The 20,833-nt window shown below is 56.5% G+C and carries 14 protein-coding genes and 1 pseudogene; 6 read left to right on the forward strand and 9 right to left on the reverse strand.

Features of this window, described 5'->3' with window-relative positions:
• The first annotated feature begins 19 nt into the window (after positions 1 to 19).
• Entirely contained in the window at positions 20 to 589 is a 570-nt protein-coding gene (locus tag OQ460_RS10785; RefSeq protein WP_410021976.1) for a GNAT family N-acetyltransferase, read from the forward strand.
• Between the two features lie 5 nt (positions 590 to 594).
• Here OQ460_RS10785 and OQ460_RS10790 read toward each other — a convergent pair whose 3' ends face one another.
• Together OQ460_RS10790 and OQ460_RS10795 are read right to left on the reverse strand one after the other, a co-directional pair.
• A complete protein-coding gene (locus OQ460_RS10790; RefSeq protein ID WP_410021784.1) occupies positions 595 to 1,497 on the reverse strand; it encodes a LysR substrate-binding domain-containing protein in 903 nt (300 codons plus the stop codon).
• 87 nt (positions 1,498 to 1,584) lie between these two features.
• Positions 1,585 to 1,821, reverse strand: a complete 237-nt coding sequence (locus OQ460_RS10795; protein WP_410021785.1) for a hypothetical protein — start codon at positions 1,819 to 1,821, stop codon at positions 1,585 to 1,587.
• A gap of 224 nt (positions 1,822 to 2,045) precedes the next feature.
• Here OQ460_RS10795 and OQ460_RS10800 point away from each other — a divergent pair, with 224 nt between their 5' ends.
• Complete coding sequence (locus OQ460_RS10800; protein WP_410021786.1) at positions 2,046 to 2,603, forward strand: NADPH-dependent FMN reductase; 558 nt, start codon at positions 2,046 to 2,048, stop codon at positions 2,601 to 2,603.
• 49 nt (positions 2,604 to 2,652) lie between these two features.
• Here OQ460_RS10800 and poxB read toward each other — a convergent pair whose 3' ends face one another.
• Together poxB and OQ460_RS10810 are read right to left on the reverse strand one after the other, a co-directional pair.
• Positions 2,653 to 4,377 carry a ubiquinone-dependent pyruvate dehydrogenase gene (poxB, locus tag OQ460_RS10805; protein WP_410021787.1) on the reverse strand — a complete coding sequence of 575 codons (1,725 nt, stop codon included), beginning with the start codon at positions 4,375 to 4,377 and terminating at the stop codon, positions 2,653 to 2,655.
• 440 nt (positions 4,378 to 4,817) lie between these two features.
• The gene (locus OQ460_RS10810) at positions 4,818 to 6,572 is read right to left on the reverse strand and encodes an MFS transporter (RefSeq protein WP_410021977.1); all 1,755 of its coding nucleotides are present in this window, start codon (positions 6,570 to 6,572) and stop codon (positions 4,818 to 4,820) included.
• A 938-nt stretch (positions 6,573 to 7,510) separates the two neighbouring features.
• Between OQ460_RS10810 and OQ460_RS10815 the strand changes: the two are divergent.
• Positions 7,511 to 8,836 (forward strand): annotated as a pseudogene (locus OQ460_RS10815) (group II intron reverse transcriptase/maturase).
• A gap of 80 nt (positions 8,837 to 8,916) precedes the next feature.
• On the opposite strand, the gene OQ460_RS10820 reads toward OQ460_RS10815, so the two are convergent.
• Both OQ460_RS10820 and OQ460_RS10825 read right to left on the reverse strand, forming a co-directional pair.
• Entirely contained in the window at positions 8,917 to 9,411 is a 495-nt protein-coding gene (locus OQ460_RS10820; protein ID WP_410021788.1) for a DUF934 domain-containing protein, read from the reverse strand.
• Positions 9,395 to 11,053 (reverse strand): nitrite/sulfite reductase, encoded by a 1,659-nt coding sequence (locus tag OQ460_RS10825; RefSeq protein ID WP_410021789.1) that lies wholly within the window; start codon positions 11,051 to 11,053, stop codon positions 9,395 to 9,397. The genes OQ460_RS10820 and OQ460_RS10825 overlap by 17 nt, the downstream gene beginning before the upstream one ends.
• Before the next feature lie 450 nt (positions 11,054 to 11,503).
• On the opposite strand from OQ460_RS10825, the gene OQ460_RS10830 reads away from it, so the two are divergent.
• Entirely contained in the window at positions 11,504 to 12,583 is a 1,080-nt protein-coding gene (locus OQ460_RS10830) for an ABC transporter substrate-binding protein (protein ID WP_410021790.1), read from the forward strand.
• Between the two features lie 4 nt (positions 12,584 to 12,587).
• Here the strand turns inward: OQ460_RS10830 and OQ460_RS10835 are convergent, their stop codons facing one another.
• A complete protein-coding gene (locus OQ460_RS10835; protein WP_410021791.1) occupies positions 12,588 to 12,806 on the reverse strand; it encodes a DUF2970 domain-containing protein in 219 nt (72 codons plus the stop codon).
• A gap of 139 nt (positions 12,807 to 12,945) precedes the next feature.
• The gene (gene metH / locus OQ460_RS10840; protein WP_410021792.1) at positions 12,946 to 16,656 is read right to left on the reverse strand and encodes a methionine synthase; all 3,711 of its coding nucleotides are present in this window, start codon (positions 16,654 to 16,656) and stop codon (positions 12,946 to 12,948) included.
• A gap of 164 nt (positions 16,657 to 16,820) precedes the next feature.
• On the opposite strand from metH, the gene OQ460_RS10845 reads away from it, so the two are divergent.
• Together OQ460_RS10845 and nfuA are read left to right on the forward strand one after the other, a co-directional pair.
• Positions 16,821 to 19,112 (forward strand): fatty acid cis/trans isomerase, encoded by a 2,292-nt coding sequence (locus OQ460_RS10845; RefSeq protein ID WP_410021793.1) that lies wholly within the window; start codon positions 16,821 to 16,823, stop codon positions 19,110 to 19,112.
• A 93-nt stretch (positions 19,113 to 19,205) separates the two neighbouring features.
• Positions 19,206 to 19,790: a Fe-S biogenesis protein NfuA gene (gene nfuA / locus OQ460_RS10850; protein ID WP_057436766.1), complete on the forward strand. Its 585-nt coding sequence runs from the start codon at positions 19,206 to 19,208 to the stop codon at positions 19,788 to 19,790.
• Positions 19,791 to 20,033: 243 nt separating this feature from the next.
• On the opposite strand, the gene cobM is transcribed toward nfuA, so the two are convergent.
• Positions 20,034 to 20,780 (reverse strand): precorrin-4 C(11)-methyltransferase, encoded by a 747-nt coding sequence (cobM, locus tag OQ460_RS10855; protein WP_410021794.1) that lies wholly within the window; start codon positions 20,778 to 20,780, stop codon positions 20,034 to 20,036.
• Between the last annotated feature and the right edge of the window lie 53 nt (positions 20,781 to 20,833).

Genomic DNA, 20,833 nt, shown 5'->3' on the forward strand with positions numbered 1-20,833 from the left:
GAAAGTTATGCAAGCTGTCATGAATCCGAAGTACCCAGGGCTTAGTGTGCGAGTCGCTGACGAGGGATTTGACGCCTACGTCTGGGGCAACGATTTCAGCTTTGAAGTCAGTGCCTATGGCGCGCCGGAGCTGGAAAGGCGTGTCGATCAGTGGGCTGTGCAACATGTCCCGTCGTATCGCAAGTGCTATGGCATTGATCCGCAAGAATTCGCCAGCTATCGGGGCGCTGAAGATAGCGCAGTATTTATGGCCTATCTGGATGATCGTCCCGTCGGTCATATCGTTGTCAGCACCAATTGGAACGGTTTTGCCCATGTCGATGAGTTGGCCGTGGCCGTTCCCGCACGGCGACATGGCGTGGCCAGGGCGTTGTTGGACGTGGCGCAGTTCTGGAGCCGCAAGAAAAACCTGCCCGGCATGATGCTGGAAACCCAGAACAACAACCTTGGCGCATGCCGCCTGTATGAGCGATGCGGTTATGTGCTGGGTGGGATCGACCACCTGCGTTATCGCGGGATCGACCCGCAGACGTTGGAGGTGGCGATTTTCTGGTACCGCATGTTCAAGTCAGAGCTGCAAGACGCCTGATCAACTCAAGAAGCAGTGCCCGCCAGTAAGGTTTCGGCTTTGTGCGTGATGATTTCCACCAGGGTATTCAGTGCTGGCGTGGTGGTGCTGTCCCTGGGTGTCAGGGCATACAAGCTCACCACCACAGGAGGCGACAGCGGGCACGTATCCAGTCCGGCCTCCCGTGCGCCGCTGGCGGTGAACGGATCGACGATTGCCAGACCTTCACCGGCCTCCACCAGGCTGCGCATCATCTGGTAGGTCTGAACCCGTGTCTGGATGACCGGTGCTGGACGCAAGGCTTGCAGCTTGCTTGCCAGCAGCAGGCTTAGCGGATCCTGGCCCTCCAGGCCGATCATCGACTGGCCCGCCAGCTCTTGCAGCGCACTGTATTTCTGTCGAGGCTTGAGCCAGCCGTGGGGCGCCAGCAATTGCAATTTGCCCTGTGTCAGTGCCGTGCTGGTTATTTGTGGATGCTCGGGATCATGCAGGCTAAGGCCCAGGTCAGCTTCGCCCAGCAACAGGCTCTTCACGATATCCCGTGTCGCCTGGCTTGACAGGTTACAGGGTGTGTCTTGGAAGCGCCGACGCAGTGCGGCGATGCTTTGCGGCAGCAACTGATGGGCCAGCGGGGCAGTGCAGAGGATGCGCAGCGGTGGCGCATGATGGCTTTTCAGGCTGCTGGCCAGGCGTTGTACCGGCTCCAGGACTTCGTAGAGACGAGTGATGCCGCTTTGCAGCTCGAGGGCCTCACGGGTGGGTTGGAGCCTGCCCCGGACGCTGGCAAACAGCATGAACCCCAACTGTTGTTCAGCATCCTTGAGAATCGCGTCAACATCGGGCACGGCCAGTTGCAACCATTCGGCAGCGGTGCCGAGGTGTCCGGTCTGCAAAATGGCTTGAATTACTTCGATATGACGTAAACGCATGGGTGAAGTCCATGTCCGGCAGGTGAGGAATTCAAGGTTTGAATCCTAACTCAAGTCCGTGCATAAGGCTTCTGCCGAGGCATCAGGTTATGACGCCAGAGTGGTTACTGATTCACGGACGATGATAGTGCCCGATTGAATCAGCTTGAACTCATCGCCTTCCAGTTTTTCTACACGGTCACCAATGGCCAGCTTGTAGGAAGTGATAGGGGCCGCCCCGGCCAAACCATCAAGCGTCGGGGTGGATTCCTGGAATTCATGCACGGAGTAAACGCGACCTTCGGCGTCTCGGGCATGGAATTGTCCAACAAGTACTGCTGCCATCTGTTTAGAACCTCTGGATAAACACCGATTTGCGGTTCTGTAGACCGTCGTTGAGCGGGGTAGTTTACCTACATGAAAAAAATACTATTCGATTACTTTTTTCAGATGGCTTCTGTATCGGTTTATATCAGGAAAATGCTTCGGGGCGGTTCGGGCCTGCTGGTGATAGCGTGACGAATTCTCTATAACTACACACTCCTTTATCCAGAAGTCGGAAAAACTCCATGAGTAAGGTCTACGAGATCGCCGTACTGGTTGGCAGCTTGAGAAAAGAGTCGATCAACCGCAAGGTCGCCCTGGCGTTGGCGGCGATGGCACCTGGCAACCTCAACCTGAAGATTATCGAGATCGGCGAATTGCCGCTGTATAACGAAGACATTGATGGGCAAACGGCACCAGCTGCCTACAGTGCGTTCCGTCAACAGCTGAATATGTGCGACGCAGTGCTGTTCGTGACCCCCGAATACAACCGTTCGGTCCCGGCACCTTTGAAAAATGCGATCGACGTTGGTTCCCGTCCATACGGCCAGAGCGCCTGGAGTGGCAAGCCTGGTGCGATCATCAGCGTATCGCCAGGAGCCATTGGCGGTTTTGGCGCCAATCACCATTTGCGTCAGTCGTTGGTGTTTCTTGATGTGGCCTGCATGCAGCAACCCGAAGCCTATCTGGGTGGCGCAGGCAATGTGTTTGACGAGAGCGGGAATGTCTCGGAGAGGACCAAGCCGTTCCTGCAAGCGTTTATCGATGCCTACGGCAAGTGGGTGGAAAAGCAGAAGGGCTGAAAGACCAGTCACCTGTAGGCGCTTGCGTCTACAGGTGACTCAAGTGCGGCTATCTGAACCAGTTGGTCCGCGCCAGTTCAATCACCTCATCCCCGCGGCCGCTCATCACGGCTTTGAGCATGTACAGGCTGAACCCTTTGGCCTGTTCCAGCTTGATGCTTGGCGGCATGGCCAGTTCCTGGGTGGCCGTTACCACATCTACCAATACCGGGCCGTCATGGGCCAGGGCTCGACGTAAAGCGGGCTCCAGGTCTTCGGATTGCTCAACGCGTATCCCGAGAATGCCCATGGCGTTGGACATGGCGGCAAAGTCCGGGTTTTTCAGCTCGGTACCGGTGTCCAGGTAGCCGGCGGCCTTCATCTCCATGGCGACGAAGCCCAGTGAGGCGTTGTCGTAGACGATGACTTTTACCGGCAACTTCAATTGCGCCAGGGAAATGAAATCGCCCATCAACATGCTGAAACCGCCATCGCCTGAGAGCGATATGACCTGGCGTCCGGGAAAGGCTGCCTGGGCGCCGATAGCCTGGGGCATGGCGTTGGCCATGGAGCCGTGATTGAAGGAGCCGATCAGCCGCCGCCGGCCGTTCATTTTCAGATAGCGCGCTGCCCACACGGTTGGCGAACCGACATCGGCGGTGAAGATCGCGTCGTCGTCCGCCAACTCGCTGAGCAAACGGGTTACGTACTGCGGGTGAATCGGCCGATCGGCCTTCGAAGGTTGGGCCAGGTCGTCCAGGCCTTGTCGGGCTTTTGCGTGGTGTTTGAGGGACGATTCCAGAAAGCTGCGATCAGCCTTGCGGGTCAGGCGTGGTAACAGTGCTTGAAGCGTCTCGCTGACGTCCGCAGCGATCCCCAGGTCCAGGGTGGCGCGACGGCCAAGGGCTTGGGGGTTGCGGTCGACCTGAATGATTTTTGCGTCAGTGGGGTAGAACTGCCGATAGGGGAAATCTGTACCCAGCATGATCAAGGTGTCGCAGTTGAGCATGGCATGGTAGCCCGAGCTGAAGCCGATCAGGCCGGTCATACCTACGTCGAAAGGGTTATCCCACTCCACATGTTCCTTACCGCGCAGGGCATGTACCACAGGTGCACCGAGTGCGTCGGCCAGGGCGACCACTTGGTCATGCGCACCGACACAACCGCTGCCGCAGAGCAGGGTGGTTTTCTGGCTGCTTTCAAGGATCTCGGTCAAGCGTTGCAGGTCCTGTTCAGCAGGCAAGGTGCGCGGCGCGTGCAGAGCGGGCCAGGGCTTGAGCTTGTCTTCCACTTCCAGCAGCGAGACGTCGCCCGGAATTACCACCACCGCGACGCCGCGATTGAGGATCGCCGAGCGCATGGCGCGGTGCAGCACATGGGGCATTTGCTCGGGGTTGGTCACCAGCTCAATAAAGTGGCTGCACTCCTTGAACAGCTCCTGGGGATGGGTTTCCTGGAAGTAGTTGAGGCCGATCTCCGAGGACGGAATCTGCGCGGCAATCGCCAGCACGGGCACATGGTTGCGATGACAGTCGAACAGGCCATTGATCAAGTGCAGGTTGCCCGGCCCGCAGCTGCCGGCGCACACCGTCAGCTCGCCGGTGGCCGCCGCTTCGGCGCCTGCGGCGAAGGCTGCGACCTCCTCATGGCGCACGTGCATCCACTCGATACTGTCCATGGTTCGCAGGGAATCGGTGAGGCCGTTGAGGCTGTCGCCGGTCAAGCCCCAGATACGCTTGATGCCTGCCTGCTCAAGGGTCGTGGCCAATTGCTGGGCCAAGGTGATTTTCGCCATGAAGAACTCCAATCGTCAGTGAGGTTAAAAACTGCTGATCAATAGGTGACAGTTCGATCACGGCGAATGCTCCGCCTTTAATGTGAAGATTGCGTCAGGGAGAGGCTTTAGCGCAGTTCGTCTGTAAGCGCGCCATAAAGTCCACATACCAAGCTGAAATCAACCGCAAGCGCGTCACCGTGGTCACCGATAATGGACGACGTTGGAATATCTCGCTGTACCTGCTCTTGCCGATCAAAGACGTACGGGCGGGGGATATCAAGCACGAGAAATAGCGCTTCGCTTTTTTGAATAGAGGGGATTTATGGCGCGCTTACGATTAGATTGAGATGTTTTACAACCAAAAATGACGCCATGGTTTCAACAATCAGCTGTCACCGAGCAGAGTTTGAAAGCACGACGCAGTGAGCCTGGAAAGTGGCTAGAAAACCTGGGGCGATTCAAGTTTCTTGTTTTTTTAGATTGGTTTTTTGTCCGCCTAATAGAAGTGTTGTGCTCACGCCAAATAAACCAACAAAACAGAAGGCTGCAACTATAATCAAGGTTGATGAGAAGCCATATATATCTAACAATCCGCCGAAAACAGTATAGGATATGCCAATAATAACTGAATTGACTAGATTTGCAACAGAGAGGCAAGATGCTCGGATACGTGACTCAACATTCTCATGGATATACGTTTCATACGAGGTCTCATATATAGCGGGGAGCGACATGATTAGAAGAAATGTTGCAATTGAGGTGATTGTTCCAATGTTCAATGATGAAATGAAAAGAAAAAAAGTAACAACAATAGTAGTGCTGAAAGCAATTATGCTGAGGGAGAGTCTAGAACAAATAAAACCAGCGACTATGAACATTCCCGCTGATATAGCTTCAACGGCAGCATAAATACCAGCAATCATAGGCACCTCTAAGCCCTGCATGGAAAAAAATGGCTGGCCATAGATAAACAGAGGGATCGTTGAAAGCTCGAATAAAGCATATCCAATAAATAAAGGTATAAGAAAAGCGCCTTTTTTAGAGCGGAAAAAATTAATTAGCAAAGTGAAAATCCCCTCTGCTTTTTTATCGCTCATGTCACTTCTCTTATTGGGGTTCAGTGAAATAGGCGGGAGATTGATTTCGGGAATAAATGTTACAATAACAGCTCCAAGAAATTTTGATATTGCAAAAAAAATATAAACAATGTTCCAAGACCAAGTCTCTTGTAATACACCGCCAAGAAGCATGGATAAACCTAATGACACCGCACCAATGGCACGGGCGCGTGATAATATTTTAGGGTAATCTTCAGTTCGATGTTCAGCAAGTAAGTTGTCATACAATAATGCCCTGTCTGAACCAGAGCCCATAGCAAGACTTGCACCGAACAGGCAAAATATAATTGCGAAAGGAATAAAAGATGAAAATAACAAAAATCCAACACCGCTTATGCACAACCCTAAAAAACCGATTATTAGAGAACATTTACGACCATATCGATCTGCGAGTAAACCAGATGGAATTTCTAATGCTACGGAAGAAAAAAATAAAAAAGATTGAAGGATACCTATCTCTCCTTGTGTGATACCAAGTTGTAGCAAGTAAAGCACAAATAAACTTCTCTGAACATCCAAATTCATAAATATTGACAAGGAATAATATAAGTTGTCGTTCTTGTTTTTGAAAAATTCTAATGCATTCATTTTTATTTGAAGACCTGTTTTTTTTGTAAATTCAAACGAATTGAGATTTAGGTTTAAGGTGCATGCATCTATCTTTGAGGGCCCCATTTTTGTTGAATGCTGAAAAGCCTCCCAAGCTATAAGGTTAGCAATAATCGAATTCGTTATTCCATTGGATGGAAACCGTGCAGGAATAATTATTTTTTTACAAACGCTGTGTACCTCTCTAATCCATCGTAGATAAGCCTGAAATGAAGATCTATCTTTAAGAAGTGGCCCAAGTATACCGTTGTTAATACCAACGGCACCAAACAGCGCCGATGTGCCTGCTTTTACTGCCGCGTTAGCTACATAATTCTGAATAGCTCCTTTGGGGTTATCAGCACAACAGATGATTAAATCTGCTCCCGTGGCTAACTTTGCTAGTTGCCTACTGGACGTTATTTCAGATATAACGGACATAGCTTCGATTACCTTTTGATTCTCCAGTAATCGCTGAGCAAGTATATCTGCCTTATATTGACCAATATATTGACTTCCTCACGATTTATAAAATAGATATGCATTATATCTTTGCAAGAAAAAATTAGTCGGACCACTCCTACGACTTCCTACGCATTGGTCCTAAGGGGGATATAAGTTATTGTTTTTATGAGCTGATGTTTTTGGGTCTGGCTGTTAAGGGCCTTCGCGTTGAAATATTGAGAAATGTTTTTTGATTTTTTCGGCTGGCTCAGAGTTGACTTTTTTCATCGTAATGCCGTTGCACACGGTTGTTCCTCCGTCATCAAAAAGGATCTTAGAGGAGAGGTAATTTGATTTTTACATATCTAATTGCCTTTGCCCGGGTACCAAAACGCCTTACAGCAGCAATTGCTGCTGGTCATTAAGTATTCAATCCAACCAACAGCCGATCCCCTGTGGGAGCCGTCGAGTTCCTGCGAGGCCGCGATAGCGGTGGGCAGGCGCTGAATAGGTTGCCGATGATCATCAGCGGGGCGGCACTCACAAAAAAGCCCTGGCATGCCAGGGCTTTTTGATGGTGCGCCAGGCATGGCGCGTTGCGCGTAAGCGCAACCAGCTTGGCTGTGGTGGCCGCGCGGTGACTCGGAGGTGAAAGTCCTCTACACACCCGGCAAGGGGAAGTGTTAGCCAGAGGTAAGGGTGTCGCGGGTGACTGCGAATCTGAAGGAAGCCCGAGGCAAAATGCTGGCCTGACGAACAGGAAGCGGATGAGGCGGCGTAGCGGGGTAAGACGGCCATAATCGTCAAAGCCCAATACTTGCACGGAACGCTGCGACGTAGATCCGACAGGCATAAGCAGGAAGGTCGCGCGAATTATCCTGGGAGATCTGCACGTTTGCCATTGTGCTACCGAGCGTCATGAGGCGACGGGATGAGCGTGCAGAAGTCAGCCGAAGCCGTAGTAAGTGGCGAATACCACGCCACCAAGGGCCGAACAGGTTATGCCGCCAGTAGGCGCCAGAGTCTCGTCGAATGTCGAAAAAGCAGAAACTTCTCCGCAGGAGAACTGTAATCCCAAGTCCCGGACAGAATCCGAGGATGACGGCTGGCAGTGCGCAGACATCGGCGGCGTCTGTGACGTGGACGAAAGCGGAGCCGGACACGCTGATGGAGCGGGTGCTTGCACCGGCTAACCTTCGGCGTGAGTATCAGCGCGTGGTCAGCAACAAGGGAGCGCCGGGTGCTGATGACATGACGGTCGACGAATTGGCTGGCTACGTGGAACAGTATTGGCCAACCCTCAAGGCGAGGCTGCTGGCCGGCGAGTATCACCCACAAGGTGTACGCGCCGTCGAAATCCCCAAGCCCAAAGGCGGCACAAGACAGCTGGGTATCCCCAGCGTCGTGGATCGCCTGATCCAACAGGCTCTGCTGCAACAGCTCACGCCGATCTTCGATCCCCTGTTCTCGGATTACAGCTACGGCTTGCGTCCAAACAGGAGCACCCACCAAGCCATTGAAACCGCCCGCGCCCATGTGGCTGCGGGTCACCGCTGGTGCGTGGAACTTGATCTGGAAAAGTTCTTTGATCGAGTTAACCACGACATCCTGATGGCCCATGTGCAGCGTCATATTGAAGATAAGCAAGTACTTAAGCTGATCCGCCGTTATCTCGAAGCCGGGGTGATGTCGGGCGGGATCGTCAGCCGACGACAGGAAGGGACGCCGCAAGGCGGCCCGCTCTCGCCGTTGCTGTCGAATATCCTGCTCAACGAACTCGACTGCGAATTGGAACGGCGGGGCCATGTCTGAAACTGACGCTGAACCGGGACAAGAGCCGAGTAGCAAGGCCATGGGTGTGTGACTACCTAGGGTACGGGATGAGCTGGCACCAACAGCCGAGGCTAAGAGTGGCGACGATGAGTCTGGGTCGCTTGCGCGACCGACTCAGAGACCTGCTGCGCGGTGCGCGGGGCAGCAAGATGGCAAACACCATCGAGCGGATAAATCCCGTTTTGCGTGGCTGGGCGGGCTACTTCAAGCTAAGTCAGAGCAAGCGACCCCTTGAGGCACTGGACGGCTGGGTGCGACATAAACTTCGCTGCGTCATCTGGCGCCAATGGAAGCAGCCCTCTACGAGGGCGCGCAACTTGATGCGACTAGGGCTCAACGAAGCCCGCGCTTGCAAGTCCGCGTTCAATGGGCGAGGCCCATGGTGGAACTCGGGAGCGTCACATGTGAATCAGGCGTTGCCGAAGAAACTATGGGACAGCCTTGGTCTGGTCTCGATACTGGATACGATAAACCGGCTTAGCCGCATAACCTGAACCGCCGTATACGGAACCGTACGTACGGTGGTGTGAGAGGACGGCGGATGTAAATCCGCCTCCTACTCGATCGCTAAGACTCAGCGACGACGAAACAGCGGCAGCGGCTCATCCGTCGCAGCCTGGTAGGTCACCGAGAAATCCTTCAGGCTTTCCAGTGCTTCATACGGGTCTTTGTCGGCGCGCAATGCAAATGCATCAAAGCCGCAGCGACGCAGGTAGAACAGTTGGTCACGCAGTACATCGCCAATCGCCCGCAATTCACCCTTGTACGCATAACGGTCACGCAGCAATCTTGCGTTGGAGTAGTTGCGACCGTCGGTAAACGCCGGGAAGTTCAGGGCGATAACCTGGAAGTGTTCCACGTCATCACCGATTTCCTCGGCTTCTTCATCGGCATCCAGCCACACACCCAGGCCGCCGTCGCGGGCCTTGAGGGCGTGGGAGTGTTCGCGCCATAACGCCAACGGGACGATCAGGTCGTCGCAATTGGAAATGCCGTCGAAGCTCGCGTCCTTGGGTAGCAGGTGCCAGGTTTCGTCGAGGACTTCGTTGTTCTTAATGATTCGCTGCATAGACGCGCTCCTTGAACAGGTCAATGCCGATGCGCTGGTAGGTATCGATGAAACGCTCATCTTCGGTGCGCTGCTCGACATACACGTCGATCAACTTGCCGATCACCTCGGGCATGGCTTCCTGGGCGAACGAGGGGCCCAGGATCTTGCCCAGGCTCGCATCGCGGCTGGCGCTGCCGCCCAGGGACACTTGGTAGAATTCTTCGCCTTTCTTGTCCACTCCGAGAATACCGATGTGGCCGACGTGGTGGTGGCCACAGGCGTTCATGCAGCCAGAGATGTTCAGGTCCAGTTCGCCGATATCGAACAGATAATCCAGGTCGTCGAAGCGGCGCTGGATCGATTCGGCGATCGGGATCGATTTGGCGTTGGCCAGGGAGCAGAAGTCGCCACCCGGGCAGCAGATAATGTCGGTCAACAGGCCGATGTTCGGCGTTGCGAAACCGCCTTCGCGCAATTCGCCCCACAGGGTGAACAACTGGCGCTGTTCAACATCGGCCAGAATGATGTTCTGCTCATGGGAGGTGCGCAGTTGACCGAAGCTGTAGCGCTCGGCCAGGTCGGCAACCGCGTCCAATTGCTTGTCAGTGATATCGCCCGGTGCAACACCGGTAGGCTTGAGCGACAGGGTCACGGCCACATAGCCTGGCTTTTTGTGGGCCAGGGTGTTGCGTGCACGCCAGCGAGCAAAGCCGGGGTGCTGCTGCTCGAGCTCGGCGAACTCGGCGTCCAGATTGCTCAGGGCCTTGTAGTCCGGATCGACGAAGTGTTTGGCAACACGATGTACTTCGGCTTCGGTCAGAGTGGTCTGGCCGCCGCGCAGGTGCTCCATTTCGGCATCGACCTTCTGGGCAAAAACCTCAGGCGTCAGGGCTTTGACCAGGATCTTGATCCGCGCCTTGTACTTGTTGTCACGTCGACCGTAGCGGTTGTAGACCCGCAGGATCGCATCGAGGTAGCTCAACAGGTCCTGCCACGGCAGAAACTCGTTGATGAAGGCGCCGACCACTGGCGTACGGCCCAGGCCGCCACCTACCAATACACGGAAGCCCAGTTCGCCAGCGGCGTTGTAGACCGGCTCCAGGCCGATGTCGTGGACTTCGATGGCTGCGCGGTCCGAGGTCGAGCCATTGATGGCGATCTTGAACTTACGCGGCAGGTAGGCGAATTCCGGGTGAAAAGTAGTCCACTGGCGGACGATTTCACACCAAGGGCGCGGGTCGATCAGTTCATCGGCCGCAACGCCGGCGAATTGGTCGGTGGTCACATTGCGCAGGCAGTTACCGCTGGTCTGAATTGCATGCATCTGCACGGTAGCGAGCTCTGCCAGGATATCCGGCACGTCCTCCAGTGCCGGCCAGTTGAACTGTACGTTCTGGCGGGTACTGATGTGGGCGTAGCCTTTGTCGAAGTCCCGGGCAATCCTGGCCATCATTCGCGTCTGGCGCGAAGTGAGTTGGCCATAGGGCACGGCAACCCGCAGCATCGGCGCAAAGCGCTGAACATAAAGGCCATTTTGCAGGCGCAGAGGGCGGAACTCTTCCTCGCTCAGCTCGCCTGCCAGATAGCGTCGGGTCTGATCACGGAACTGCTTGACGCGGTCCTCGATGATGCGCTGATCGTATTCGTCGTATACGTACATATAGGTCCTGTTCTCGGCAAATCCGCGCGCACGGCCGCGCACTCCCAACGGAGCCGGCGCACGATACCAGTTTGCGTTTATGCGCAAAAGTGATGTTTGAGTATATGTAAAGAACCAAATCGACTAATGAGACTGATTATTGGCATACCCACATTTGTCATGAGGTCAACCATGGACTTTACTGTGGTCGAGTCTTAATGCAATCACCGATAAAACCGACAAGAGGCGATGCGATGAGCAATCCAACCAAAGCCCGGAAAAACGACAGTACCGTGGACGCGTGGGCCATTTTCTTCCTGATTGTCTTGGTGGTTTCAACCGCCGTGTTCTGGGTCAGTCACCAGTAACGGAACTAACCGATCCTCGATTGTCCGACAGTTGGCAAATAGCCCAGCTTAAAGGGCGCATTGCCACTACACTGGACAGTCAATTATCGAGGCTCGGGCAGCAATGCGTAAGGTTTTTTGCGGGTGTCTCTGGTGGCTGGGGATAATGTTTGGGTCGATGGCCCACGCCACGTCAGTGGTATTTCTCAACCCGGGCTCTTCCACTGAAACCTTCTGGGTCAGTTACGCGCAATTCATGCAGGCTGCGGCCAAGGACCTTGGTCTGGATCTGCGCGTGCGCTATTCCGAGCGTGACCCGCAGAACACCCTCCAGCAGGCGCGCGATGCGCTCCTGGGGCCGCAGCGCCCGGACTATCTGGTGCTGGTCAACGAGCAGTACATCGCACCGCAGATCATGCGCTTGTCTCAAAACAGCGGAGTCAAGCTACTGATCGTCAACAACGCCCTGACGCGCGATCAGGCGCAACTGTTGAATGCAGGCAAATACCCGGACTGGCTGGGCAGCATTACTGCCAATGATGAGGAGGCGGGCTACTTGATGCTCAAGGAGTTGCTGCGCCAGCGCGGCCCGATTGAACCCGGAGGGAGTATTGATTTGCTGGCGTTCTCCGGGGCTAAAAACACGCCAGCCGCGCAACTGCGCGAGCAGGGCTTGCACCGCGCCCTGCGAGAGCATCCTGAAGTTCACCTGCGTCAACTGGTCTACGGTGAATGGGCCCGCAAGCGCGCGTTTGACCAGGCTACCCAGTTGTTCAAGCGTTACCCGCAAACAACGCTTGTCTGGTCGGCCAATGATGAAATGGCCCTAGGCGCCATGCAGGCATTGCACGGCAATGGTCGTGTGCCTGGCAAGGATGTGTTGTTCAGTGCGCTCAACAGCTCGCCCGAGGTACTTCAAGCACGCCTCGACGGGCGGGTCAGTGCCTTGGTGGCAGGGCATTTCACCGTCGGTGGCTGGGCGATGGTGCTGCTGCATGATGACGCCAAGGGCGTGGACATCGAGCGGCATGGCGAACGCGAGCGGCAGGTATCGTTGTTTCAGCTGATTGATGAGCGTCAGGCACGGCGTTTGCTGGACATGCGTAGCCGGGAGGGCGATGGCGTCGACTTCCGTGCGCTGTCGGCCGTGGGCAAGCCTGACACCTATAACTATCCCTTCAGACTGAAGCTCTTGTTGGAGTAAGCGACTAGATTCCAGCCAGGTGCAACACCAGCTTGACGATGCCAAACAGGGTCAAGGCGAAGATTGCCGTAAACAGGATGCCCAGCACCACAAAGTGGCTGGGCTTGCCGTGGGTAAAGTCCCTGGCGCGATTTTTTCCGCTTTGCACGCCAAATGCCGCGGCCATCACGCTGTGGAGCATTTGCCAAAAGGTCGGTGGCTTGTTGTCGACTGGATCGTCCATACATCCCTCGTTGCAAGGTGTGTTAGGACAGCATAGCCAATTTCCTGGTGAGCTTCTGCAAGAGTGAGGATCGAGCGCCCTCGCTCCTGCATAGGCAGGAGTTCGTTCACAAAGCCTGGTCGGCTGTCGGGCGCAGGGATCAGTTGTCGTAACCCAGGTTCGGAGCCAGCCAGCGCTCGCTCACCTCCAACTCCTGTTGCTTGCGGGCCGTATAGCTTGCCACCTGATCCTTGTCGACCTTGCCCACGGCAAAATATTGCGCCTGCGGATGGGCGAAGTACCAACCACTGACGGCCGCCGCGGGGAACATCGCGTAGTGTTCGGTCAGGAACACCCCGCTGCGGCCTGGCTGCATCTCGCGGGCTTCAGGGTCCAGCAGTTTGAATAGGGTGCCTTTCTCGGTGTGATCCGGGCAGGCCGGGTAGCCTGGAGCAGGGCGGATGCCACTGTATTGCTCCTTGATCAACGCGTCGTTATCCAGCGCCTCGTCCTGGGCATAACCCCAGTAATCCTTACGCACTTGCTGGTGCAGCCATTCGGCGCAGGCTTCGGCCAGGCGGTCGGCCAAGGCCTTGACCATGATCGAGTTGTAGTCGTCACCCGCGTCCTGATAAGCCTTGGCCACTTCTTCGGCGCCGATGCCGGCGGTGGTGATGAAGCCGCCGATGTAGTCGGTTACGCCGCTGTCCTTGGGTGCGACGAAGTCGGCCAGGGAGAAGTTCGGCTTGCCGTCGGTCTTGATGATCTGCTGGCGCAGGTGATGCAAGCGTGCCAATGGCTGGCCATCGTCGCCATACACTTCCAGGTCGTCGTCCTGCACCTGACTGGCCGGCCAGAAGCCGAATACGGCGCGAGCGCTGATGAGTTTTTCATCGATCAGCTTGCTCAGCATTTCCCGCGCGTCCTTGTATAGCGCGGTGGCGGCTTCACCCACCACCTCGTCCTCGAGGATGCGTGGGTACTTGCCGGCCAGGTCCCAGGAGATGAAGAACGGCGTCCAGTCGATGTACTCGGCCAAGACGTTGAGGTCGATATTGTCCAGCACTCTGGCGCCGGTGAAGGTCGGCTTGACTGGTGTGTAGCTGCTCCAGTCGAACTGCGGTTTCTTGGCGATCGCCGCCGCGTAGCTCAAGCGCTCGGTGCGGGCGCTACGGTTGGCGGTGCGTTCGCGCACGTCAATGTATTCCAGGCGGGTTTTCTCGACGAAGCCGGCCTTCAACTCCTTGGACAGCAACTGCGTTGCCACGCCCACGGCGCGTGAAGCGTCGGTGACGTAGATCACCGCGTCGTTGCTGTACTTGGGCTCGATCTTCACCGCCGTATGGGCCTTGGAGGTCGTGGCGCCACCGATCATCAGTGGCAGGTGGAAATCCTGGCGCTGCATCTCGCGGGCCACGTGCACCATCTCATCCAGCGACGGCGTGATCAGACCGGACAGGCCAATAATGTCGCACTTCTGCTCCTTGGCCACCTGCAGGATCTTCTCCGCCGGCACCATCACCCCGAGGTCGACGATGTCATAGCCGTTGCAACCCAGCACCACGCCGACAATGTTCTTGCCGATGTCATGTACGTCACCCTTGACCGTGGCCATCAGGATCTTGCCCTTGGCTTCCGGTTTGTCACCTTTTTCCAGTTCGATAAACGGAATCAGATGAGCCACGGCCTGTTTCATTACCCGGGCGGATTTCACCACCTGAGGCAGAAACATCTTGCCGGCGCCGAACAGGTCGCCAACGATGTTCATGCCGGACATCAGCGGGCCTTCGATTACCTCAATCGGGCGGGCGAACGACTGCCGGGATTCTTCGGTGTCTTCAACGATATGCGTCGTAATGCCCTTGACCAGCGCGTGTTCCAGACGCTTGTTGACGTCCCAGCTGCGCCATTCCTCGGTCTCGGCTTCCTTGACGCTGCCATCGCCCTTGTACTTGTCAGCGATGGCGAGCAGTGCGTCGGTGCCTTCCGGGGTACGGTTGAGCACCACATCTTCCACGGCATCGCGCAGCTCGGCGGGGATCTGGTCGTAGATCTCCAGTTGGCCTGCGTTGACGATACCCATGGTCAGGCCGTTGCGGATCGCATACAGCAGGAACACCGAGTGGATCGCCTCGCGTACCGGATTGTTGCCACGGAACGAGAACGACACGTTGGACACGCCGCCCGATGTCAGCGCATACGGCAGTTCGTCGCGGATATAGGCACAGGCGTTGATGAAATCGACCGCATAGTTGTTGTGCTCTTCGATACCGGTGGCGACCGCGAAAATGTTCGGGTCGAAGATGATGTCTTGCGGCGGGAACCCGACTTCATTGACCAGGATGTCGTAGGAGCGTTTGCAGATTTCTTTCTTGCGCGCTTCGGTGTCGGCCTGGCCGGCTTCGTCGAAGGCCATCACCACCACGGCGGCACCGTAGCGCTTGCACAGTTTGGCGTGGTGAATGAACTGCTCGACGCCTTCCTTCATGCTGATGGAGTTGACGATGCCCTTGCCCTGGATGCACTTGAGGCCAGCCTCGATCACTTCCCACTTGGAGGAGTCGATCATGATCGGTACGCGGGAGATATCCGGTTCGCCGGCAATCAGATTGAGGAAGGTCACCATGGCCTTCTTCGAATCGAGCATGCCCTCGTCCATGTTGATGTCGATCACCTGCGCGCCGGCTTCCACCTGCTGCAAGGCGACTTCCAGGGCTTCGGTGTAGTTGTCTTCACGGATCAACCGGGCGAACCTGGCGGAGCCGGTGATATTCGTGCGTTCGCCGACGTTGACGAACAACGACTGGCGATCGATGGTGAATGGCTCCAGGCCCGACAGGCGGCAGGCCTTGGGGATGTCGGGGATCGGCCGCGGTGCATAGCCGGCGACAGCGTTGGCAATCGCCTCGATGTGGCCTGGGGTAGTGCCGCAGCACCCACCAACGATATTGAGAAAGCCGCTCTGGGCGAACTCCTCGATGACCTTGGCGGTTTGCGAGGGCAACTCGTCGTACTCGCCGAATTCGTTGGGCAGGCCGGCATTCGGGTGCGCCGAGACATAGGTGTCGGCTTTGTTGGAGAGTTCTTCCAGGTACGGCCGCAGTTCGCTGGCACCGAGCGCGCAGTTCAAACCGACGGAGATCGGTTTGGCATGGGCGATGGAGTTCCAGAATGCTTCAGTGGTCTGGCCCGACAGGGTGCGGCCAGAGGCGTCAGTGATGGTGCCGGAAATCATGATCGGCAACTCGAAGCCCAGTTCTTCATACACGCCTTGCACGGCGAAGATCGCGGCCTTGGCATTCAGGGTGTCGAAGATGGTTTCGATGAGGATCAAGTCCGCGCCGCCTTCGATCAGGCCTTTGGTGGCTTCGGTGTAGTTCTCCACCAGTTCATCGAAGGTGACGTTGCGATAGCCGGGGTTGTTCACGTCGGGAGACAGCGAGCAGGTGCGGCTGGTCGGGCCCAGGACGCCGGCGACAAAACGTGGCTTGTTCGGGGTTTCCAGGGTTTTTGCGTCGGCCACTTTGCGGGCAACGCGTGCGCCTTCTACGTTCAGTTCGTAGGCCAGTGACTCCATGCCGTAGTCAGCCTGGGACACTTGGGTGGCGTTGAAGGTGTTGGTTTCGAGAATATCGGCGCCGGCATCCAGGTAGGCTTTTTCTATAGAGGCGATGACGTCCGGGCGGCTGAGCAGCAACAGGTCATTGTTGCCCTTGACGTCGCTTGGCCAGTCGGCAAAGCGTTTGCCACGGTAGTCCTGTTCCTCCAGCTTGTAGCTCTGGATCATCGTGCCCATCCCGCCGTCGAGGATCAGGATGCGTTCCTTGAGGGCTTTATGAAGGGCTTGCAGACGCGCACTACGATCGGACATGGGGCTACTCTGGTCAGGCATTACGGAGGGCATGGATCATAGCAAACCTGTGCGCTATTGGAGCATGTTCGGGTTTTGCATGAATATCGTTCATGTTGGATGGGGGCATGGCCCGGTAGAATCGCCGCACTTTTCAGCGCACCCATCGAATCGGGACCGGATACATGTCATTTCGCCTCATCATCAGCGCTGCCCTGGCGTTGATGGCTAGTTCTGCACAGGCACAAGGTAGCGCCCCGGCGATTTCCTACACCCGTGATATACAGCCTATTTTCACTGAGAAATGTGTGGCCTGCCACGCGTGCTATGACTCGGCCTGCCAGCTTAACCTGGGCAGTGGCGAGGGCGCGGCGCGCGGGGCGAGCAAAATGCCGGTGTATGACGGCGAGCGCAGCCAGGCAGCGCCGACTACGCGCTTGTTCTATGACGCGTTTGGCAAAGCGGCTTGGCAACAGAAGGGCTTTCATTCGGTGCTGGACGCCCAAGACAGCCAAGCTGCCTTGATGGCGCGCATGCTGGAACTGGGGCATAGCACGCCGCTGGTGCCTAATGCCAAGTTGCCCGAGGAGATTGTGCTGGGCCTGAATCGGCAAAACATGTGTCCGCTACCGGGAGAGTTCGCGGCATATGCCGGTGCCCATCCCACGGAAGGCATGCCCCTGGCGGTCACGGGTCTGACTGACCAGCAATACCAGACCTTGCAGCGATGGCTGGCCTCTGGCGCACCGATTGATGAACAAAGCCTGGCGCCCAGCGCGAAGGAAGCCTTGCAGGTGCAGCAATGGGAAGACCTGCTCAACCAGCCAGGCGCCAGGGAAAGCCTGGTGGCGCGCTGGTTGTACGAGCATCTGTACCTGGCGCATATCTATTTCGAGGGCGGTGAATCGGGGCATTTCTTCCAGTGGGTACGTTCGCGTACACCTAGTGGGCAACCTATCGACCTGATCAATACCCGTCGCCCCAATGACGATCCGGGCACCCAGGTTTACTACCGGTTGTGGCCGGTACAAGGGGTGATCGTCCACAAGACCCATATCACGTACCCGTTCGGCGCCGAGAAAATGGCGCGGGTCAAGTCGCTGTTCTATAGCGGCGACTGGCAAGTCGCAGCACTGCCGGGGTACGGGCCGGGGCGCCGGGCCAACCCGTTCGAGACCTTTGAGGCGATCCCGGCCAAGGCGCGCTACCAATTCATGCTCGATAACGCCGAGTACTTCGTGCGCACCTTTATTCGCGGGCCGGTGTGCCGCGGACAGATTGCCACGGACGTGATTCGCGATAACTTCTGGACCCTGTTCCAGGACCCGGATCACGACTTGTACGTTACCGATGCGCGTTACCGCGGCCAGGCCACGCCATTGCTGGCAATGCCGGGGCAGAATGATGACGTGGGCAGCGTGCTGAGCCTGTGGCTGGCCTACCGCGACAAACGCAACCAATACGAAGCCTTGCGCCGGGATAACTACGCCGATCTGCCCACGCCCGATTGGTCGAGCCTGTGGATGGGCAATGACAATGCACTGTTGAGCATCTTCCGTCATTTCGACAGCGCCTCGGTCACCAAGGGCCTAGTGGGTGAAGTGCCGCAAACGATGTGGCTGTTCGACTATCCGTTGCTGGAGCGCACTTACTATCAGTTGGCGGTCAACTTTGATGTGTTCGGCAACGTCTCTCACCAGGCCCAGACCCGGCTGTATTTCGACCTGATCCGTAACGGCGCCGAACAGAACTTCCTGCGCCTGATGCCAGCCGATTCCCGCGAAGGATTTCTCGATGACTGGTACCAGAACAGTGGCAAGGTCAAGTTGTGGCTGGATTACGAAGCCATCGACGATGACAAGCCCACCGGGCTGACACTGCAGGATGGCGACCCCAAGCGTGATTTCGCCAGGCAGTTGCTTGCCCGGTCCGGCCCTCTGAACGCCAGCCCGGACCCGATCAACCGCTGTATCAGTGCGTATTGTTCGCGGCCGGGTATCGACCCGGCGCTGCGCTATGCCGAACAGGCCCTGAGCCGCCTGACCTCCAGGCCTGCGGCTGGGCTCAAGGTCATTGAGCAGTTGCCGGAAGCTACCATGCTGCGTATCGAAACCCGTGGCGGCAAGCGGGAGGTGTATAGCCTGTTGCGTAACCGGGCCCATAGCAATGTGGCGTTCATGCTGGGCGAGGCCTATCGCTATCAGCCGGGGCTGGACACTGTGACGATCTATCCCGGTGTGCTCAGCAGTTACCCGAACTTTATCTTCAATATTCCGGCCGAGGACGTGCCCGAGTTCGTCGCAGACATGGAGTTGGCCAGGGATGCCAAGGGCTTCGAACGTATTGTCGAGCGCTGGGGGATTCGCCGCAGCAATCCGCGGTTCTGGCACTACTTCCACGACCTGTCGCAATACATCCGTGAAACGAGGCCGGTGGAAGAGGGTGTGTTGGATATGAATCGCTATGAAAACCTTTGATTGTGGCCGTCGGCCTTTCCCGACAAAAATACTAGGACTTTGTGCCATCCCAAGGATTGGCGTAAACTGCCGGCAAGCCTGTGAGGAGTTTCCATGACTGCCATAACCATTACCGACGCCGCCCACGATTACCTGGCTGATCTGCTGTCCAAGCAGAACACCCCAGGCATCGGCATCCGCGTCTTTATCACCCAGCCTGGCACCCAGTACGCAGAGACGTGCATTGCCTATTGCAAGCCGGGCGAAGAGAAACCTGAAGACACCGCGCTGGGGCTCAAGAGCTTCACTGCTTATATAGACGCGTTCAGCGAAGCCTTTCTTGACGATGCGGTGGTCGATTACGCCACCGACCGTATGGGTGGCCAACTGACCATCAAGGCGCCCAACGCCAAAGTGCCGAACGTCAACGCCGACAGCCCGATCAACGAGCGGATCAATTATTACCTGCAGACCGAGATCAACCCGGGGCTGGCCAGCCACGGTGGCCAGGTCAGCTTGATCGACGTGGTCGATGACGGCATTGCGGTGCTGAAATTTGGCGGCGGTTGCCAAGGCTGCGGCCAGGCCGATGTGACCTTGCGTGAAGGTATCGAGCGCACGCTGCTGGAGCGTATTCCCGAGCTCAAGGGTGTACGTGACGTGACCGACCACACGCAGAAAGAAAACGCCTACTACTGAGTAAGGTGTTCGCTGCAAACAAAAAACGGCGCTCGTGAGCGCCGTTTTTTATATTTGTAATTCAGTAGCTTGCGCTATCTATCTAACAAAGAAGATTCACTGTGGGAGCGGGCTTGCTCGCGAAGGCGGTCCATCAGTCTATTATCCAGCGCCTGACACACCGTCTTCGCGAGCAAGCCCGTTCCAAAACTGTTAAATTTCTATTTAAATCAATTTATTGTGTCCGTTATTTGATGCGGATTGTTAGGGTCGGTAAAGATGGGCATGCCCGGCCCGGTACAGCGAAGACTCGCTGAAACTGTCACTGGCCAATACCCGGCCCACCACAATCAACGCCGTACGCCTGAAGCCTTTGGCTGCAACCTTCCCAGCTATATTACTCAGCGTCCCCACCACCCAATCCTGATCCGGCCACGTCGCGCGATGTACCACGGCAATCGGGCAATCCGTTCCGTAGTGCGGCAACAACTCGGCGACGATCTTCTCCAGATGGTTGACTCCCAGATGAATCGCCATGGTCGTGCCATGGCGCGCCAGGCTGTCGAAGTCTTCACCGGCGGGCATTGTGGTTTTATCGGCATACCGGGTCAGAATCACGCTTTGAGCGATATCCGGCAAAGTCAGCTCGCTTTCCAGCAAGGCCGCGCAGGCAGCTACCGCGGTGACTCCCGGAATGATCTGGAAGGGAATCCCCAACTCGCGCAAGTGACGGATCTGCTCGCCAATAGCGCCATACAAGCTTGGGTCGCCGGAATGCACTCGCGCCACATCGTGGCCTTTTTCATGCGCGCTTTTGATCAATTCAATGATCTGTTCCAGGTGCAGCTCGGCGCTGTTGATCACCTGCGCCGCCTGATGCCCCTCCAGTACAGCGGCAGGTACCAGGGAACCGGCGTAGATGATTACCGGGCAACTGCGGATCAGTCGTTGGCCTTTGACGGTAATCAGTTCGGGGTCGCCGGGGCCCGCACCAATGAAGAAGACGGTCATGGATGGATTCCTGTGGAAAAGCGCGCGAGCAAGGTCGCAGATGAAGATTGCTC

Source organism: Pseudomonas imrae, from assembly GCF_046352735.2.
GTDB lineage: Bacteria > Pseudomonadota > Gammaproteobacteria > Pseudomonadales > Pseudomonadaceae > Aquipseudomonas > Aquipseudomonas imrae.

Coding starts and splice junctions, on each gene's coding strand:
- OQ460_RS10785 (WP_410021976.1), top strand. CDS start 20: ATGAATCCGAAGTACCCAGGGCTTAGTGTGCGAGTCGCTGACGAGGGA.
- OQ460_RS10790 (WP_410021784.1), bottom strand. CDS start 1,497: ATGCGTTTACGTCATATCGAAGTAATTCAAGCCATTTTGCAGACCGGA.
- OQ460_RS10795 (WP_410021785.1), bottom strand. CDS start 1,821: ATGGCAGCAGTACTTGTTGGACAATTCCATGCCCGAGACGCCGAAGGT.
- OQ460_RS10800 (WP_410021786.1), top strand. CDS start 2,046: ATGAGTAAGGTCTACGAGATCGCCGTACTGGTTGGCAGCTTGAGAAAA.
- poxB (WP_410021787.1), bottom strand. CDS start 4,377: ATGGCGAAAATCACCTTGGCCCAGCAATTGGCCACGACCCTTGAGCAG.
- OQ460_RS10820 (WP_410021788.1), bottom strand. CDS start 9,411: ATGCAGCGAATCATTAAGAACAACGAAGTCCTCGACGAAACCTGGCAC.
- OQ460_RS10825 (WP_410021789.1), bottom strand. CDS start 11,053: ATGTACGTATACGACGAATACGATCAGCGCATCATCGAGGACCGCGTC.
- OQ460_RS10830 (WP_410021790.1), top strand. CDS start 11,504: ATGCGTAAGGTTTTTTGCGGGTGTCTCTGGTGGCTGGGGATAATGTTT.
- OQ460_RS10835 (WP_410021791.1), bottom strand. CDS start 12,806: ATGGACGATCCAGTCGACAACAAGCCACCGACCTTTTGGCAAATGCTC.
- metH (WP_410021792.1), bottom strand. CDS start 16,656: ATGTCCGATCGTAGTGCGCGTCTGCAAGCCCTTCATAAAGCCCTCAAG.
- OQ460_RS10845 (WP_410021793.1), top strand. CDS start 16,821: ATGTCATTTCGCCTCATCATCAGCGCTGCCCTGGCGTTGATGGCTAGT.
- nfuA (WP_057436766.1), top strand. CDS start 19,206: ATGACTGCCATAACCATTACCGACGCCGCCCACGATTACCTGGCTGAT.
- cobM (WP_410021794.1), bottom strand. CDS start 20,780: ATGACCGTCTTCTTCATTGGTGCGGGCCCCGGCGACCCCGAACTGATT.